At 41.8% G+C, this 17,078-nt stretch carries 15 protein-coding genes and 1 tRNA gene; 13 read left to right on the top strand and 3 right to left on the bottom strand.

Going from position 1 to position 17,078, the window contains the following annotated elements:
• Nucleotides 1–2 precede the first annotated feature (2 nt).
• From ACZ42E_RS06810 to ACZ42E_RS06750, 13 genes are all read left to right on the top strand, one after another.
• Nucleotides 3–479, top strand: coding sequence for a DUF3189 family protein (locus ACZ42E_RS06810; protein ID WP_464891596.1), 477 nt, complete (start codon nucleotides 3–5; stop codon nucleotides 477–479).
• Nucleotides 476–886, top strand: a complete 411-nt coding sequence (locus ACZ42E_RS06805; protein ID WP_464891595.1) for a DUF3189 family protein — start codon at nucleotides 476–478, stop codon at nucleotides 884–886. Before ACZ42E_RS06810 ends, ACZ42E_RS06805 begins: the two co-directional genes overlap by 4 nt.
• A 168-nt stretch (nucleotides 887–1,054) precedes the next feature.
• Nucleotides 1,055–1,507, top strand: coding sequence for an Hsp20/alpha crystallin family protein (locus ACZ42E_RS06800; protein WP_464891594.1), 453 nt, complete (start codon nucleotides 1,055–1,057; stop codon nucleotides 1,505–1,507).
• A gap of 149 nt (nucleotides 1,508–1,656) precedes the next feature.
• Nucleotides 1,657–3,015: a DUF512 domain-containing protein gene (locus ACZ42E_RS06795; RefSeq protein ID WP_464891593.1), complete on the top strand. Its 1,359-nt coding sequence runs from the start codon at nucleotides 1,657–1,659 to the stop codon at nucleotides 3,013–3,015.
• Nucleotides 2,978–4,306, top strand: a complete 1,329-nt coding sequence (gene der / locus ACZ42E_RS06790) for a ribosome biogenesis GTPase Der (protein WP_464891592.1) — start codon at nucleotides 2,978–2,980, stop codon at nucleotides 4,304–4,306. Before ACZ42E_RS06795 ends, der begins: the two co-directional genes overlap by 38 nt.
• Before the next feature lie 88 nt (nucleotides 4,307–4,394).
• Nucleotides 4,395–4,982: a glycerol-3-phosphate 1-O-acyltransferase PlsY gene (gene plsY / locus ACZ42E_RS06785; protein ID WP_464891591.1), complete on the top strand. Its 588-nt coding sequence runs from the start codon at nucleotides 4,395–4,397 to the stop codon at nucleotides 4,980–4,982.
• Between the two features lie 17 nt (nucleotides 4,983–4,999).
• The gene (locus ACZ42E_RS06780; RefSeq protein ID WP_464891590.1) at nucleotides 5,000–6,031 is read left to right on the top strand and encodes an NAD(P)H-dependent glycerol-3-phosphate dehydrogenase; all 1,032 of its coding nucleotides are present in this window, start codon (nucleotides 5,000–5,002) and stop codon (nucleotides 6,029–6,031) included.
• A gap of 162 nt (nucleotides 6,032–6,193) precedes the next feature.
• Nucleotides 6,194–7,675 carry a stage IV sporulation protein A gene (spoIVA, locus tag ACZ42E_RS06775; RefSeq protein WP_464891589.1) on the top strand — a complete coding sequence of 494 codons (1,482 nt, stop codon included), beginning with the start codon at nucleotides 6,194–6,196 and terminating at the stop codon, nucleotides 7,673–7,675.
• 72 nt (nucleotides 7,676–7,747) lie between these two features.
• Complete coding sequence (locus tag ACZ42E_RS06770) at nucleotides 7,748–8,281, top strand: ACT domain-containing protein (protein WP_464891588.1); 534 nt, start codon at nucleotides 7,748–7,750, stop codon at nucleotides 8,279–8,281.
• 15 nt (nucleotides 8,282–8,296) lie between these two features.
• Nucleotides 8,297–9,586: a homoserine dehydrogenase gene (locus tag ACZ42E_RS06765; protein ID WP_464891587.1), complete on the top strand. Its 1,290-nt coding sequence runs from the start codon at nucleotides 8,297–8,299 to the stop codon at nucleotides 9,584–9,586.
• Nucleotides 9,587–9,599: 13 nt separating this feature from the next.
• Nucleotides 9,600–10,502 carry a homoserine kinase gene (gene thrB / locus ACZ42E_RS06760; RefSeq protein ID WP_464891586.1) on the top strand — a complete coding sequence of 301 codons (903 nt, stop codon included), beginning with the start codon at nucleotides 9,600–9,602 and terminating at the stop codon, nucleotides 10,500–10,502.
• A 35-nt stretch (nucleotides 10,503–10,537) separates the two neighbouring features.
• Nucleotides 10,538–11,755, top strand: a complete 1,218-nt coding sequence (locus tag ACZ42E_RS06755; RefSeq protein ID WP_464891585.1) for an aspartate kinase — start codon at nucleotides 10,538–10,540, stop codon at nucleotides 11,753–11,755.
• A gap of 45 nt (nucleotides 11,756–11,800) precedes the next feature.
• Nucleotides 11,801–11,878: transfer RNA gene (locus ACZ42E_RS06750), tRNA-Pro, on the top strand.
• 37 nt (nucleotides 11,879–11,915) lie between these two features.
• On the opposite strand, the gene ACZ42E_RS06745 is transcribed toward ACZ42E_RS06750, so the two are convergent.
• From ACZ42E_RS06745 to ACZ42E_RS06735, 3 genes are all read right to left on the bottom strand, one after another.
• Nucleotides 11,916–14,276 (bottom strand): EAL domain-containing protein, encoded by a 2,361-nt coding sequence (locus ACZ42E_RS06745; protein ID WP_464891584.1) that lies wholly within the window; start codon nucleotides 14,274–14,276, stop codon nucleotides 11,916–11,918.
• A gap of 170 nt (nucleotides 14,277–14,446) precedes the next feature.
• Nucleotides 14,447–16,273, bottom strand: a complete 1,827-nt coding sequence (locus tag ACZ42E_RS06740; protein ID WP_464891583.1) for an acyl-CoA dehydrogenase — start codon at nucleotides 16,271–16,273, stop codon at nucleotides 14,447–14,449.
• A gap of 142 nt (nucleotides 16,274–16,415) precedes the next feature.
• The gene (locus ACZ42E_RS06735) at nucleotides 16,416–16,973 is read right to left on the bottom strand and encodes a DUF2726 domain-containing protein (protein WP_464891582.1); all 558 of its coding nucleotides are present in this window, start codon (nucleotides 16,971–16,973) and stop codon (nucleotides 16,416–16,418) included.
• Nucleotides 16,974–17,078: the final 105 nt, after the last annotated feature.

Genomic DNA, 17,078 nt, shown 5'->3' with positions numbered 1-17,078 from the left:
TTATGAAAGTGATATATCACTGTTTTGGAGGTTCCCACTCATCGGTTATATGTGCTGCCCTCCATCTGGGAATTCTGGATAAAGGCCGCGTTCCTTCCCTGGAGGAATTATTAAGGCTTCCGTATTTTGATAAAACAGGGGCTTATGATTTTGGAAATTTTCGCTTTATGGGAATAGATAAAATGGGCAATGAGATATATGTTCTGGGGAAAAAGAGCCTGGCTGACAGGTATACCCTGCTTATAACGGGTATAGCTGACATTTTAGGGGTAAAAAATGAAATAATGGCTCTGGATACTAACTGCAAGGTTAACTGGATTATGAAGATAGGCGGATTTTTGTCAAGAAGGGTAGGGCTGGTAAGCCTGGGCCGCTTTTTGCTGGGGATAGGCATTAAAAAAGCTTTTCCCGAACTGGTGCTGTTGGTGGAAAAGACGGAAAAAGAGATAGCGAAAGCTGAAAAAGAGGGAGCTAATTGATAGTTATATTTTTAGGAAGAACAGGTATTTATTGTGAATATGCGGCTTCCTTTATTTATATGGGATATGAAGATGATAAGGCAGCCAGGATGGCTGCATTTTACGGAAGCAAAAGCAAATTATTCCTGCATGTGCCTGTGTATATAGGGAAAGACCATAAAGATAACCTTATTTACACTTTAGGTGTGGGCAAAGAAGTGGATATGGCCAAAAAGACTATTGAGCAGCTGGTGCAGATTTTGGGCTTTTCCAAAAAGGATTTGCTGGTTAAAAAGATTAGCGGAAAAGGGGAATGGATTTTAGAACTTATAGGCAGATTTTGGCCAGACAGTTTTCTTAAAAGACAGCTTATTTACTTTTTGGTTTTGGCAAACATGAAAAATATAAAAAAACAGATTATAGATTAAAAAAGTAAGAAAATAAAAGTATTAGTAAGCTAATTTTAAATAAATATCTTTAACGATATCAAATAGGCTAAAATATAGTTTGTTTCTTTTTATATTAAGTAGTATTTAATAATTAGAAAGTCAAATAAAGTCAAAAGGGAAAATAAAGTCAAAAAGGAGGGATGTGAAATGTTCGGAGGGTTGACACCGTTTAACAGGAGGAGAGGAGATTTAACAAGGAGAGGTTTTGAGGTATTCGATCCGCATGAAGTTGTGGAAAGCTTCTTTAATGATTTCTTCTATCCCAATTTTTATCAGCCGCATTATATGAAGGCGGATATCAGGGAAAATGAAAAAGAGTATATAGTTGAAGTAGAAATGCCGGGAGTAAATAAAGAACAGGTAAATATTGAGCTCAGGGATGACAGGCTTACTGTTTCGGTGGTTCAAAATGAAGAAATAAAAGAAGAAGGTTCCAATTATATCCGTCGGGAAAGACGCTCAGGTTCCATGAGCCGCACCTTTATTGTGGAAGATGTTGATGAAGAAAAAGTGTCTGCCAAATTGAAAGATGGAGTTTTGACGGTTACTCTTCCCAAGAAAACCGGAGGAAGAAAAAACCGCAAGATTGAAATAGAATAAATACTTAAATTTTTAAACAGGCCGGGTTTTTAGCCTGGCTTATTTTATGTTTGTTTTTATTTGACTTAAATAACAAGGTGCTGATCTTGCGCAAGATGTTTTTTTGTTAGATAATTGTTAGGAATATAAAATTATGGAGAGGTTTAGCTGTGGGTGCCTGTATAGCTGATATAATAGAAGATAGCATTGCCGAAGAGATAGGTTTGGAGAAGGGCGACATTATTCTTTCGATAAATGGGAAGGAAATAAATGATATACTTGACTACCAGTTTTATGTGCAGGATGATTTTATAGTAATCGATGTGAAAAAGGCTGATGGTGAAGTAGTAACAGTGGAAATTGAAAAAGATGAAGATGAAGAGCTGGGAGTTATATTTGAAGATGTGGTTTTTGACCGTATGAAGGTGTGCCGGAACCGCTGCCTTTTTTGCTTTGTTGACCAGATGCCTCCCCGCATGAGAAAAACTTTATATATAAAAGATGATGATTTCCGCTATTCTTTTCTTTATGGCAATTTTATAACTTTGACTAATCTTAAGGAAAAAGACTGGGAAAAAATAATATCCATGCGTTTAAGCCCTTTATATGTGTCTGTGCATTGTATGGATCCGGAACTTAGGGCCAGGATGCTCAATAATCCAGAAGCTAAAAATATCAGCCGCGATTTGGGAAGGCTTAAAGATGCAGGAATAGAAGTTCATACTCAGATTGTATTGTGTCCGGGGATAAACGATGGAGAAGTTTTAAAAGACAGCATAGAAAAACTGGCTGCTTTTTATCCTTCAGTTCGTTCAATAGGTATTGTGCCGGTAGGGCTTACCAAATACCGGGAAAAGCTTTTCCCTTTGCGAACTTTTACTCCCGAAGAGGCTGAGGAAATCATCTGCCTTATAGATGAATATCAAAAAAAATTTAGAAAAGAATTAGGTATAGGACTGGTTTATCTGGCCGATGAGTTTTTTGTGAAGGCAGGCAAGCCTTTTCCAGAAGCTGATTATTATGATGAGTTTTGCCAGATTGAAAATGGTATAGGAATGGCCAGGATTTTGCTGGATGAGTTTGAAGAGATAGTGCCTGGGCTTCCTCGGAGAATAGAACCGAAAGAAGTGTTCCTGGTTACTGGTTTTTCGGCGGTTCCAGTTCTTGGGCCAATTGTTGAAAGGCTTAATCTTATAGAAGGTTTGGATTTAAAGCTTATACCGGTAAAAAATGAGTTTTTTGGGGAACAGGTTACGGTAACCGGGCTTTTGACCGGGCAGGATATTATTAATACACTCAAGGGTGATTACCGGGATAAGATAGTTATTATTCCGGAGGTAGTATTTAAAGAAGGAGAAAAGATTTTTTTAGATGATGTAAGTTTAGATGATGTAAAGAAAAAAACTGGAGCCAGGATTTATACGGTTGATGGAAGCGCTGTCTCTTTAGTGCGGACTGTTTTAAAATCAGGGAAAAAATGGAGGAAGGATTATGGCAAAACCGGTAGTGGCGATTGTAGGAAGGCCTAATGTGGGTAAGTCTACCTTGTTTAACCGTTTGATTGGAGCCAGAAAAGCGATAGTGGAAGATATACCCGGAGTTACCAGGGATAGAATTTATGATAATTCAGAATGGCAGGGGCGCGAATTTATAGTTATTGATACAGGCGGCATCAGGTTCGACGAAGGGGATATTTTTGCCCCGGAAGTCAAGATGCAGGCAGAACTGGCCATTGAAGAGGCAGATGTTATTATATTTGTAGTAGACAATAAAACTGGCATTACCATGGAAGATGAACAGGTGGCTGAGATGCTGCGCCGTTCAAAAAAACCGGTGGTAGTGGCTGCCAATAAGGTAGAAGACTTTTCCAAACATATTTCTTATTACGAATTTTATCAGCTGGGGCTGGGAGATCCGATACCTGTATCTGCCATGCATGGCATGAATACAGATGAGCTTTTGGATGCGGTAGTGGCTAAATTTCCTCCTAAAGCAGAGGAAGATGATGAAGAGGACCGGATAAAAATAGCTATTGTAGGCAGGCCCAATGTAGGCAAATCTTCCCTGGTAAATGCTTTTTTGGGAGAAAAAAGGGTGATAGTGAGTGATGTTCCGGGTACTACCCGTGATGCTATCGACACTCCTTTTACCTATGAAGGGAGAAAATATACCTTAATTGATACTGCCGGTATAAGGAGAAAATCAAGGATAAAGGATGCTACGGAAAGATATAGTGTGATAAGGGCTTTGCGCAGCGTAGACCGTTCCGATGTAGCTTTAATAATGATTGACGCTACTGATGGGGTAACTGAACAGGACAAGAAAATTGCCGGCTATGTGCATGAACAGGCCAAGGCCAACATAATTGTAGTTAATAAATGGGATTTGGTAAAAAAAGATGAGCACACCATGAATATATATGATGAAAAAATCAGGGATGAGCTTAAGTTTTTGGCTTATTCACCTATTCTTTATGTGTCAGCGGTTACCAAACAGAGGGTTTTTAAAATCCTGGATATAGTAGATTTTGTGGTGGAACAGCATAATCGCCGGATTACGACAGCTGAACTTAACCGGGTGGTAAATGAGGCTGTTATGCTGAATCCCCTGCCTGGTGGCGGAGGCAAGAAAGTTAAGATCTTATATACTACCCAGGTAAGGACTGCGCCTCCTACTTTTGTATTTTTCGCCAACCATCCGGAGCTGATTCACTTTTCTTATTTGAGGTACTTGGAAAATGTGCTCAGGCAGAATTTTGGTTTTGAAGGAACCCCCATAAGGCTTTTGGTAAGGCAGAATGAAAAAAAGGAATTTAGCTGAAATGCTGGCAGTGAAGAAAGGAAAAGAAATGCCTGGTGTCGTATATAGAAGAATCTGCATATAGATTTTAGAAGCGGGGAGGATAAAGGTGCTGAAAGCAGCTCTAATAGTTTTATCTTATCTTTTAGGCTCAATTTCTTTTTCCTATATCTTCAGCCGCCTGTGGGGGGGAGTAGATATAAGGAAAAGGGGGAGCGGCAATGTGGGAGCTACCAATGTTCTTCGCACTTTGGGGCTTAAGGTAGCTCTGCCTGCTTTTATGGGGGATTTTTTTAAGGGGCTTTTGGCAGCTTTCTTGGGTATGAAGCTGGGAGGAGAAGCTTTAGCTTCTGCCTGTGCACTGGCTGCTGTTATTGGACATTGCTATCCGGTATTCCTGGGATTTCGGGGAGGAAAAGGGGTAGCTACAGCAGGAGGGGCCGTACTTTTCCTTATGCCTGATGTTTTAGGCTTGCTGGCTTTAGTTTTTCTTACAGTAATTTTTATGTCCCGCTATGTTTCTTTAGGTTCTATTACCGCAGCTTTTACTTTGCCTATTTTGGCTTTTATTTTGGATAAACCTTTAAGTTTTATAATTTTAAGTATTGTACTGGCCGTTCTGGTTATTTATAAGCACCGGGAAAATATAGAGAGGCTTTTAAACGGCCAGGAACCCAAAATAGGCGAAAAGGCTTAGGGAGGTTTATAAACTGCATGAAAAAAGCATGTGTATTAGGGGCTGGCTCCTGGGGAACAGCTCAGGCTTTGCTGCTGAGTGATAATATAGAAAAGGTGGTTTTGTGGGGGAGAAGGGAAGACGGTATCGAAGCTGTAAGGGAAGAAAGGGAAAATAAGAGGTTTCTTCCGGGAGTCAAGCTTTCTTCTAATATAGAAATAAGTGATGATATGGCCTATGCTCTTCATGATGCTGATCTGGCAGTACTGGCTGTGCCTGCACAGGCCGTGCGGGGAGTTGTCAGGATGGTGGGGAATTATCTGGAGAGCAAAACTTATCTGGTAAATACGGCCAAAGGGATTGAAATAGACACCGGCATGCGCATGAGCCAGGTGGTGGAAGATGTTCTGGGAAAGGAAATAAGGCAAAAGTTCGCTGTATTATCTGGGCCCAGTCATGCTGAAGAGGTAGCCCGCAGAATACCTACGGTAGTTACGGTAGCTGCTTTTAAAAAAGATACCGCTTTTTATGTGCAGGATGCTTTTATGACTTCCTATTTCAGGGTTTATACTAATCCGGATGTGGCTGGAGTAGAACTGGGAGGAGCTTTGAAGAATATTATAGCCCTGGCTACCGGAATAGTACAGGGGCTTAATTACGGAGACAATACGAAAGCGGCGCTTATTACCCGGGGTTTAACCGAGATAACCCGCATGGGAATAGCTCTGGGAGGAGATGGGCGCACTTTTTCCGGCCTAAGTGGAATAGGGGATTTGATTGTAACCTGTGGCAGCAGATATTCCCGTAATTTAAGGGCCGGGGAGCTTATAGCCAGGGGATATGCTCTAAATGAGGTATTGGATAAGATAGGAATGGTAGTGGAAGGGGTTTATACTACCAGGATAGTTTATGAACTGGCGGAGGCTATGAAAATAGATATGCCAATTACCCAGGCCTGTTATAATGTCCTTTATAAGGGGAAAAAACCGGAAGCAGAGTTAAACCAAATAATGAGCCGGCAAAAGAAACACGAAATTGAAGAAATAGTAAATGATATAGAAGGATGGTAAAAAGTGTGAATAAAAAATCACACTTTTTTTGTTTTCTGGTTATATTACCGAATATTGATAAATATATTTATACTGTTATAGCGTAAGTTTGCATAATAGGTGTCCGTACACCAAAAGGGAGGGTGCCTTTAAAGTCTAAATCCGAGGGAGGGAGAAAGGAAAGTGGAAGGATACAATATTTTAAATGATATCGCTAATAGAACTGGTGGCGATATTTATCTGGGAGTAGTAGGGCCGGTTAGGACTGGAAAGTCAACTTTTGTTAAGAGGTTTATGGAGTTAATGGTCATTCCTAACATAAAAAATATATATGACAGAGAACGGGCCAAAGACGAACTTCCTATAAGCGGTGCCGGGAAAACCGTTACCACTACGGAACCTAAATTTATACCTTCCAATGAAGCTATTGAAATAACCACGAGTGGGGGGATCAGCCTTAAGGTCAGGCTGGTTGATTGTGTAGGCTATACGGTTGAAGGGGCTTTAGGATATGAAGAAGATGATGAACCACGTATGGTGAGAACTCCCTGGTTTGACTATGAAGTTCCTTTTGAAGAGGCAGCTGAAATAGGAACCAGGAAGGTAATTACTGACCATTCTACTATTGGGTTCGTCATAACCACTGATGGCAGTATAAGCGATATCCCCAGGGAAAATTATGTAAAAGCAGAAGAAAGGGTAGTAAATGAGCTGCTGGAAATTAACAAACCGTTTATTATCCTTTTAAATTCACTTAATCCTCATAAAAAAGAGACTCTAGATTTGGCTGAGGAATTGGCAGCCAGGTATGGTGTTACGGTAATTCCGATAGATGCTGCCAATATTACTCAAGATGAAATCTATGCCATCCTGGAAGAAGTGCTCTATGAATTCCCTGTACAGGAAGTAAATATAAAGCTGCCTAAGTGGGTAGATGAACTGAAAGAAGATTTCTGGTTCCGTGAAAGCATGGAAACGGCCATAAGGGAAGTTTTAAGTGATATACACAAGGTAAAAGATATCGACAAGGCGGTTGAAAAACTATCGGATATTGAAAACATAAGTTATGTTAGCCTCAAGGAGATGAATCTGGGTACCGGTACAGCATCTATTGAGGTTGAGGTTCCCGAGGAGATGTTCTACCGCTGCCTTAGCGAAGTAAGCGGATTTGAAATAGAGGGAAATCATGATATTATGAGGCTTATGCAGGATTTGAGCGTAGCCAAGAAAGAATATGACAAAGTTGCAGATGCCTTGAGGGAAGTAAGGGAAACTGGCTATGGTGTGGTAACCCCCAGGCTTGATGAAATGTTCCTGGAGGAACCTGAACTTATACGGCAGGGAAGCCGTTTTGGGGTAAGGCTTAAGGCTAAGGCTCCCTCCCTCCATATTATAAGGGCTGATATCACTACCGAACTGACTCCCCTTATCGGCACGGAAAGCCAGTGTGAAGAACTGGTAAGATATATTCTGGATGAATTTGAAGAAGATCCGGCCAAGATTTGGCAATCAAACATTTTTGGCAAATCACTGCATGACCTGGTGCGTGAGGGCATACAGAACAAGCTGCATCGTATGCCGGAAAATGCTCAGGTTAAACTGCAGGATGCTCTGCAGAGAATTGTTAATGATGGAAGCGGCGGAATAATATGTATATTAATTTAATACAGGGTTAGGCCAAAATGTTTTCTTAAACCCCGGCTGCCTGAGGGCCGGGGTTTAACTTTTTTATTGTAATTGCATATTATAGATGTTATAATGTTTGGTGTCCGTTTGAAAAAGAAAAAGGTCTATATATTGTGGACAGTGAGGTTTTATATGTCGGATGCCAGGAAAAATTATAATTACTACATAGTAAGAGAAGACATACTTCCGGAATCAATTGTCAAAACAGCCAGGGTTAAGGAGCTGCTGGCCAAAGGGGAAGCTTCTAATGTCCTGGAGGCAGTAAATAAACTGGGTATAGCCCGCAGTACCTATTACAAATATAAGGATGGAGTTTGGCCTTTTTTTGATGCAGCCAATCTGCATATCATAAATGTTTCTCTGCTTTTGAACCATGTTTCCGGGGTTTTGTCAAGGGTGTTAAACCTGGTTGCTTCCCTTAAGGCGAATGTGCTTACTATAAATCAGAGCCTGCCTTTGCATGGAGTAGCTTATGTTACTTTATCTTTGAGCATTGAAGAGATGACTGTATCGGTTGATGAGTTTTTGCTGGCTCTCAATAAGTTGGATGGGGTAATAAGGGCGGAAATAGTAGGAAAAAGTTAGACAGGAGGTTTTATTATGGTTAAAATCGGACTTTTGGGCTGTGGAACCGTAGGTTCTGGTGTGGTAAAGCTTTTGGAACAAAATCGGGATATTATTGCTCATCGTGCCGGGGAAGAGATTGTCCTGCACAAGGTTTTGGATCGGGATGTGGAAAAATGCCTCCGGTTAGGCATTAATCCCGAAAAAATAGCTGCTGATGTAGAAGAAATATTGAAGGATGAAGAGATAGATATCGTGGTGGAACTTATAGGGGGAGTGGAGCCTGCTTACAGCTATGTTATGGAAGCTATTAACCGGGGAAAGCATGTAGTATCTGCCAATAAGGATCTTATCGCGGTAAAAGGACGGGAGATACTGGAAAACGCAGAAGCTAACCGGGTTGATTTTTATTATGAGGCCAGTGTGGGAGGGGGCATCCCCATCATATATCCCTTAAAACAGTCTTTGGCCGCTAACCGCATAAAAGAGGTTATAGGTATATTGAACGGAACTACCAATTATATGCTTACCAAGATGAGCCGGGAAGGCTTAAGCTATGAACAGGTGTTGAAAGAAGCGCAGGATTTGGGATATGCCGAAGCGGATCCTACTTCTGACGTGGAAGGGCTCGATGCAGCAAGAAAGATTGCCATTTTATCTTCTATTGCCTTCAACAGCAGGATTACCCTGGATGATGTTTATGTAGAAGGGATAACCCGCATTACTCCGACTGATATAAAATATGCTGCTGAACTGGGATATGTAATAAAACTTCTGGCTATTGCCAAAGAGGATGAAGAGGGCAATGTAGAAGTGCGGGTAAATCCGGCTTTTATACCGGCATCCCATCCTCTGGCCGGGGTAAATGATGTGTTTAATGCGGTGTTTGTAAAAGGTGATGCGGTAGGAGATGTAATGCACTACGGCAGGGGAGCAGGACAGATGCCAACGGCCAGTGCGGTAGTGGGAGATATAATAGAAATAGTGCGCAATATGCGTTATGGATGCAGTTCGCGCATAGGATGCACCTGTTATGCCGATAAAAAAGTCTTAAAAATAGAGGATACCAGATCCCGCTTTTATATACGCATGTCCGTGGTGGACCGTCCCGGGGTTTTGGCCGGAATAGCCGGCATATTCGGCAACAATAATGTAAGTATCGCTGCTGTGGTTCAAAAAGAAGGAGGAGAGATGGCAGAGCTTATTTTAATTACCCATGAGGTTAAGGAAAAGGATTTGCAAAAATCCCTGGAAGGAATTAAGGATTTGCCGACAGTAAAGGATATAGGAAATGTAATCAGGCTGGAAGGAATAGAAAGGGATTAATAAGGGAGGAAATATGATTAATGTAAAAGTGCCAGCCACTACTGCCAATCTGGGCACCGGGTTTGATAGTTTAGGTTTGGCTCTGGATTTAATGCTTGATGTGGATGTAAAGTGTTCTGATGGTGAAGGCAAGGTTTATTTCAAGGGCTATGGAGCTTCTGAAATAGAGAAAAATCCTCACTCCAATCTGGTTATCCAGGCTATGGAGAAGCTTTTTTTGGAAGCTGGAGAAAATATGCCGTCAGTTGATGTTTATATAGAAAATAATATTCCTTTAGGTAAAGGCCTGGGCAGCAGTGCAGCGGCTATTGTGGCCGGGCTTTATGCAGGCAATGCTTTGCTCAAGAATAAGTTAGATGAAGATGATTTGATAAATATAGCTGTAGAGATGGAGGGGCATGCTGACAATGTAGTTCCAGCCATAGTGGGCGGCTTGACGGTAGTCATGCTGGAAAATGGGAAGGTTTATTATCAAAAGCTGAAATTTCCCGATGAACTAAAAGTTATTGCAGCTGTGCCAGATTTTGCCCTTCCGACCGTTAAAGCAAGGAAAGTCTTGCCGCAGAATGTGGAAACTGAAAAACTGGTATCCAACCTGCAGAAAGCGTGTTTCTTGATGGCCAGTTTCTGCACACATGATTTCAGATTTTTGGATATCGCCATGAACGATAAGATTTTTCAGCCAGCCAGAAAAAAATTTGTACCTGGTTTTGATGAAATAGTAGTCGAAGCCAAAAAAATGGGGGCTTTAGGGGTGGCTCTAAGTGGGGCCGGACCTTCGGTAATAGCCCTGGCCAGGCAAAATGAATACAGTATTGGAGAAAAAATCAAAGAAGTTTGGGGTTTACATGGTGTTAATAGTGATGTATTCTATCTCAAGGTGCATGAAAGCGGAGTAAGCTGTATGAGTTTTTAATAAAGTAATATTCTTGCAACAAGGAGTGGGAAACTTTGGCCTTATTGGTTACTAAATTTGGAGGTACTTCGGTAGGAACTCTGGAAAGGATAAAAAATGTAGCCCTTCGGCTTAAAGAAATGCAGGCCAGGGGAAATGATGTAGTAGCTGTAGTTTCTGCCATGGGAGATACTACAGATGAGCTTATCGATTTAGCTAAGCTTACTGGAGATAACTTATCTCCCCGGGAAATGGACATGCTTTTGTCTACAGGAGAACAGCAGTCAGCAGCCCTTCTGGCATTAACCCTGCAGAATCTGGGCTGTGATGCTATCTCGCTTACCGGCTGGCAGGCAGGAATAAAAAGTGATGATAAGCACAGCAAAGCCAGGATAAGCGGGATTGACACCACCAGGATACGGGAAGAGCTGGCGAAAGGGCGTATAGTTATAGTAGCGGGATTTCAGGGTATATCCCCGGACGGCGACATAACTACTCTGGGCCGGGGAGGTTCTGATACCACAGCGGTGGCTATAGCTGCTGCCCTGAAGGCTGACCGGTGCCTGATTTTTACTGATGTAGATGGGGTTTATACTGCTGATCCGCGCATTGTTCCTGAGGCACGCAAACTTTCCCAGATTTCTTATGAAGAAATGCTGGAGATGGCAAGCCTGGGAGCTGGGGTTCTGCAGTCGCGGTCTGTTGAATTTGCCATGCTTTATGGAGTAGATATTGAAGTTTTGAGCAGTTTTGAAAATAAACCCGGAACTTTGGTAACGGAGGTAAGTAATATGGAAAAACAAAGGATTGTAAGTGGTGTAGCAGGGGATAAAAACTGTGTTCGCTTTGCTCTTTTTGATGTGCCTGATGTTCCTGGCATAGCGATGAAGATATTTAAAGCCCTGGCCAAGGAAAATATAAATGTAGATATGATAATTCAGAGTGCTATGCGGGACAACCGCAATGATATAGCTTTTACCATTGAACAGAATGACCTGAAAAAGGCGATACCGGTAGTAGAGGCTATAGTTGAGGAGATATCAGCTTCCGGTTTTTCCTATACGGATGATGTAGCTAAAGTTTCTATTGTCGGGGCCGGTATGCAGACTAATCCAGGGGTAGCAGCAGCTATGTTTGAGGCACTGGCAGAAGAAAATATAAATATCCATATGATAAGCACTTCCGAAATAAAGGTATCCTGTGTTATAGATGAAAAAGAGCTGGAAAAGGCAGTAAGGGCCTTGCATAAAAAATTTGAGTTAGATAAGGCTTAAGTACCTTGACTAAATAAGGATTATGATATAAAATAATCCTTGCGTCGGGGTGTAGCTCAGTTTGGCTAGAGCGCTTGCTTGGGGTGCAAGAGGCCGCTGGTTCAAGTCCAGTCACTCCGACCATGTAATGGATATAAAAAAGCCTTAACCTTTACAGGGGTTAAGGCTTTTTTATATGTGTTTTCCTTCTATCATGCATGTAAATGCTTCCCTTCTGGGCTTTAACGGCTTTTTTTACTTCAGCAGCCGCTTCGCTTATATAGAGGTGGTTTTCAAACGGATTGTCCCGGGTGCTGCTGACTCCTGCAATGGAAAGGGTCATAATGGGAAAGCGGGTTAAAACTCCCTGCCTGTTTGCAGTCTCAATATACCCTTTTTGTACTGTTTCTTTATCATAGAGTTTTACTATATTCTGGTCAAAGTCCTTTATAATGCATCTGGCGATGTTTTCAGCTTTATCCGGGGTAGTTATCACTACAAAGTCGTCTCCTCCTATATGGCCGACCAGATCATCCGGATTGCCGTGAATCTGGGTTTTTTCGCTTATTATTCCCGCCAGCAGGCTTATAGCCCTATCTCCATGCTCAAATCCATAATAGTCATTGAAGGCCTTAAAATTGTCTAAATCAATGTACAATACCGTAAACTCCTGTTTCATGTCAATAAGGTTGGTTATCCGTTTTACGATACAGCGGTTGCCGGGAAGCCCGGTAAGAGGATTGGCATCTTTAGCCTGGGCAATTTGCATTTTGGCCAGGGTATCAAGGATTTTGGAAATGGGGACCATGCCGGCATAAACCTGATTTTTGGTAACTATTACATAGTCGGTAAATCCTTTTTCCAGCCGTTCAGCTACCCGGTAAGCTGCGTCTTCCAGGGGAGTAAAACAGGGAAGTATGAGAGGGTACTTGTCCATCACATTTTTCACCGGTTTTTTGGCAAAAAGGTCGTAGCCGTATCTGGTTCCCAGCATGGAAAAAAGCCGATCGCGCATAATGATGCCGATGGGGATTCCGCTTTCACAGATGGCATATCCGTTTATAATTTTATTTTCATTAAAAAGGTTTACTACTTCACTTACAGGGGTATCAGGGCTTAGCGCGTCCTGATACATCACAATATCCCCTATTTCGCAGGAAAAATTGCTGCTGGTGTTCAAGGTGTTAAAATAGCATATACAGGTGTTTTCTTTAATATTTTTGTTGATTTCGGGAGCTATCTCCTGCTTGATATGGGGGGCAGGCTTGCCTATAAGGTAGCCTTGCCCGTAGTCGCAGCCGATAGCGGACAAGGTTTTTAATTCTTCTTCGGTTTCAATACCTTCACATATGATTTTGGCACCGATTTTATAGCAGAAATTAACGAAAGTTTCCAGTAAGGCTTTTTTGGTGGGGTTTTTGTCAATATCTCTTATTAAGGACATATCTATCTTTACAAACTCCGGTTTGATTTCTGCTATAGCCTGCAGGCTTGAATAGCCAGCCCCTGCGTCGTCCACAGCGATGAGAAATCCTGCGCTTCTGTAATGATGGAGGGCTTCCTTGAATTTTTCATAGTTATCAATAGAATCGCGTTCAGTAAGTTCCAGAACTATGTTGCGGCTGTCTATATTGTGCCTATCCAGCAGCTGGCGAATAAATGCCAGATGGCGCTCATAGCTGTAGATTATCTGGGGGCTTATGTTTAAGAAAAGGTAATGTTCTTTTATATGCGTGATGCTGCTGGTTATGGCTTTTTCATGACATATGATTTCGGTTTCGTAAAGAAAATTATAATGATGGGCAGCCTTAAACAGAGAAAGGGGTGACTCCAGGCACGATCCCTGCGGCCCGCGGGAAAGGGCTTCAAATCCGACTATATTGCCGCTCTTGAGTGATATTATAGGCTGGTAGAAAGAACGGATTTTTTTCTGCTCGATTATGGTTTTTAAAACCTGCCATCTGGCATGTTCTGAAGCATCGGCATAGTTTTTGGCCGTGAAGGTTGCTTCTTTGATAGCTTTGTAGATTATGGATTCTATAAAAGCACCGGGGAGATTTTGTATTTTTGCATATCCGAGATATATATTTAATTTTTTCCCCAGTTTTAAAGGGGACAAAATCTGGTTTATTTTAGTTTCCAGGTCTTCTTTAAGCAGAGAGTAATGGCTTTCAAAATCTTCATCAATATTGGGAGCGTCAGTAAAAATAAGAAAGTCATCCCCGCCCAGGCTTACGGTGGTCAGGTTTTTTCTTAAGCCGTAAAAGTTTATAGATGCAGATTTTAAGAATTCTGCTACCGAAAAAAGAATACAGGCACAGGTTTCACTTCCACAGGTGTTTTCTATGCTTTTAAAGTCTTTTATGTCAATGTAAAAGAGAGCTAGAGGCATTTTTTCACGCAAGCCTTCCAGCATTGGAAATACAGATACCAGGGTAGGCAGGCCGGTTGTGCGGTCATTTGTTATAAAGGAAAGGTTTTCTTTTTTCTTTTTACCCCAGCTTTTAACCAGCAATACAGGAAAGTTATTTGAGATTGGCAAGGGATAAAAACCTCCTTGATATAATATGCTTTCTATTTGAAGCATACAGGATAAATGTGGTTTTATTTTTAAAGGCCTGCTAAAAAAATCTAAATAAATGTAAATTTTTCTAAAAAATAAACCCCCTGGTCCTAAAAAACCAGAGGGCTTTGCTGAATCGTTTTACAGCTTTATAAGCCGAAAATAGCGTCATCAATCGCCAGGCAGGTAGTGTCTTCATTCTTCAAAACCTGCAGGAAAGTGCCGATTTCAGGTATTATGTTGTTGATGAAGAACCTGGCGGAAGCTACTTTTCCGGCATAGAAGTTATAGTCATAATGCTCCTGGCCCAGTTCGTCAATTTTCTTTTGTGCGATAAGGGCCATTTCCAGAAGTATTTTTCCTGCCCACAATTTCCCGGTGGCGTGAAGCATCCTGGTGGCATAGAGCTGGATCATGCCTGGTTTGCTGTAAAATCCCTGCCAGATCTTAAGTATTTCGTCATACTGGGCTAAAGCGTTGTTAAACAGGGAAAATTCTTTTTCAAAGCCGGGAGTATTCTTGTTTTCTTCTGCAAACTGGCGGATGTGATCGAGCCAGGCGGCGAATACCTGCCCATTTTTCATAGTCATTTTACGTCCTACCAGATCCATGGCCTGTATGTAGTTGGTTCCTTCCCAGATGGGATAGATGCGGGCATCCCGGTAAATCTGGGCGATAGGATATTCTTCGGAAAAGCCATAGCCGCCGTAGCACTGCAGAGCTTCAGATATACACTGAAGTGCCATATCCGAACAGTAAGCCTTGACTATGGGGGTATTTACCGCTAGGAACATGCTTGCTTTTTTCCGCATTTCCGGATCAGAACTGTAATTTTCAATATCTGCCCACCAGAAGGTTTGCACTGCCATGGCTCTGAATGCTTCGATGTGGGCTTTCTGGAACATAAGCATTCTTTTTATATCTTCATGTTTTATGATTGGACATCTGCCAGCTTTAGGATCTGAAGTGGGACGTCCCTGGATACGCTGGCGGCAGTATTCCACTGCATTGTGGTAAGCGGATGCAGCCAGGGCACAGGCTGACAAACCGGTCATAAGTCTCTCTTCATTCATCATCTTAAACATCTGGGCCATACCCTGTCCTACGCCATCTTCTCCAGGGGGATCTCCCAGAAGGAAGCCTTTGCATTTGCCTTCTTCCCCGAAATTTATGACACAGGTAGGAGAACCGCGGTGTCCCAGTTTATGTTCAATACCCGCGCAGTGTACATCATTGAATTCTCCCGGATTGCCGTTTTCATCAGGCAGATATTTGGGAACTACAAACAGGGATAACCCCTTGGTGCCTGGAGCTGCTCCTTCTATGCGCGCCAAAACCAGATGGATGATATTTTCGGTTACATCCTGTTCGCCGCCGCTTATAAAACACTTGGTCCCTTTTATAAGGTAAACTCCCGGCTCATCGGTGGGGATGGCTTTGGTAGTAGCGTCTCCCACATCAGAGCCTGCATTAGGTTCGGTAAGATCCATGGTACCTGACCACTGGCCGCTGTACATCTTAGGCAGGTAAGTTTTTTTAAGCTCTTCACTGCCGAAATCCCTTATTAAGCCTGCAGCTCCGGAGTTGGCGAGCCACAAGGTCTGGATAGAGGGATTGGCAGCTATGAAGTATTCGTTGAGGGTCCAGACGACTGATAGAGGAAGGGCTGACTCATCTTCTGGATCAACATTGGAGGCAGCAAACCCGTTGTTGACTATAAAATAGTAGGCATCTTTGGTAGACTGCGGGGTGATTACTTTGCCGTTTTCAAATTTGGCACCGATCTGGTCAGAGTCAATATTGGAAGGAGCTACGACTTCTTTGGCGCCTTTCAGGGCATTTTCCAGTATAAAGTCCAGGTCGTCTACGGAATAGCCATCTTTGAACCTTTCGGTGTTAAAAATGGTGTTCATGTCCAGCCATTCCTTGAGGATAAATTTATGGTCGCGGGTGGTGTTCATGAAGGTTGATGACATTTTCTTTTCCTCCTTGTTTCAATAATTATTAATGCTTATATTTTAATTTTAACAATTAAAATAATAAAATATCAATAATCGAATAAAATATTTGGGCAGAATAAAAAAGTCAGCCGTCCTTAAAAGGCTGACTTTTAAGATTTTATATATTTACGCCTTCTTCTCTTAATTTGCGGGATAAGTCAGGAAGAGAGGGAAGGTTAGCAAAATTTAAGGCCAATACCGGGATTTTAGCGGCTTTTGCTGATTTTTCCAGGAAGTTTTCCGCTATTTGTTCTTTTTTCGCGTTGCTTCCTTCATGTACCTGGATGATGAGCACGGGTTCCAGGTTTCCCTGGCGGCAGATTAAAAAGTCTACACTTTTGGCATTTATGCGCTTTAAGTATTCCGGACTATTGGATATATGGGGGTCAACATGCAAAAAATCAGACAGGCGCACTTTGGGAAACACCAAAAAATTTCCTTCTTTAAAGACCTGGTTTAACATCCCGTATACTTCTTTTTCGGCCGGGGAGAGCAGGCTTTCTTTTTTGGTATAGGGCAAATTGTTCATGTCTATCCAGGCTTCACTTATATCTATAATTTTGCCGCCTTTTTTAGGTTTTGTTTTCGGAGGTTCAGGCATTGTTTTTTCTTTATAGACATCCCATAAAAGTTTGAGCAGTATAAGGCCGATTAAAGCGAGAACAGCTTGTCCCATATAAAACCTCCTGTTTAGAGTTGATCAAAAATTATTTTTTTCATTATTATACAATATTATCAGCTATTGCAATCTGGATAAAAATATTTATTATTAGGAAAGGAG

This window comes from Thermosyntropha tengcongensis (genome assembly GCF_055381335.1).
The sequence above is the reverse complement of the archived record's forward strand: the minus strand, read 5'-3'. Positions and strand labels throughout refer to the sequence as shown.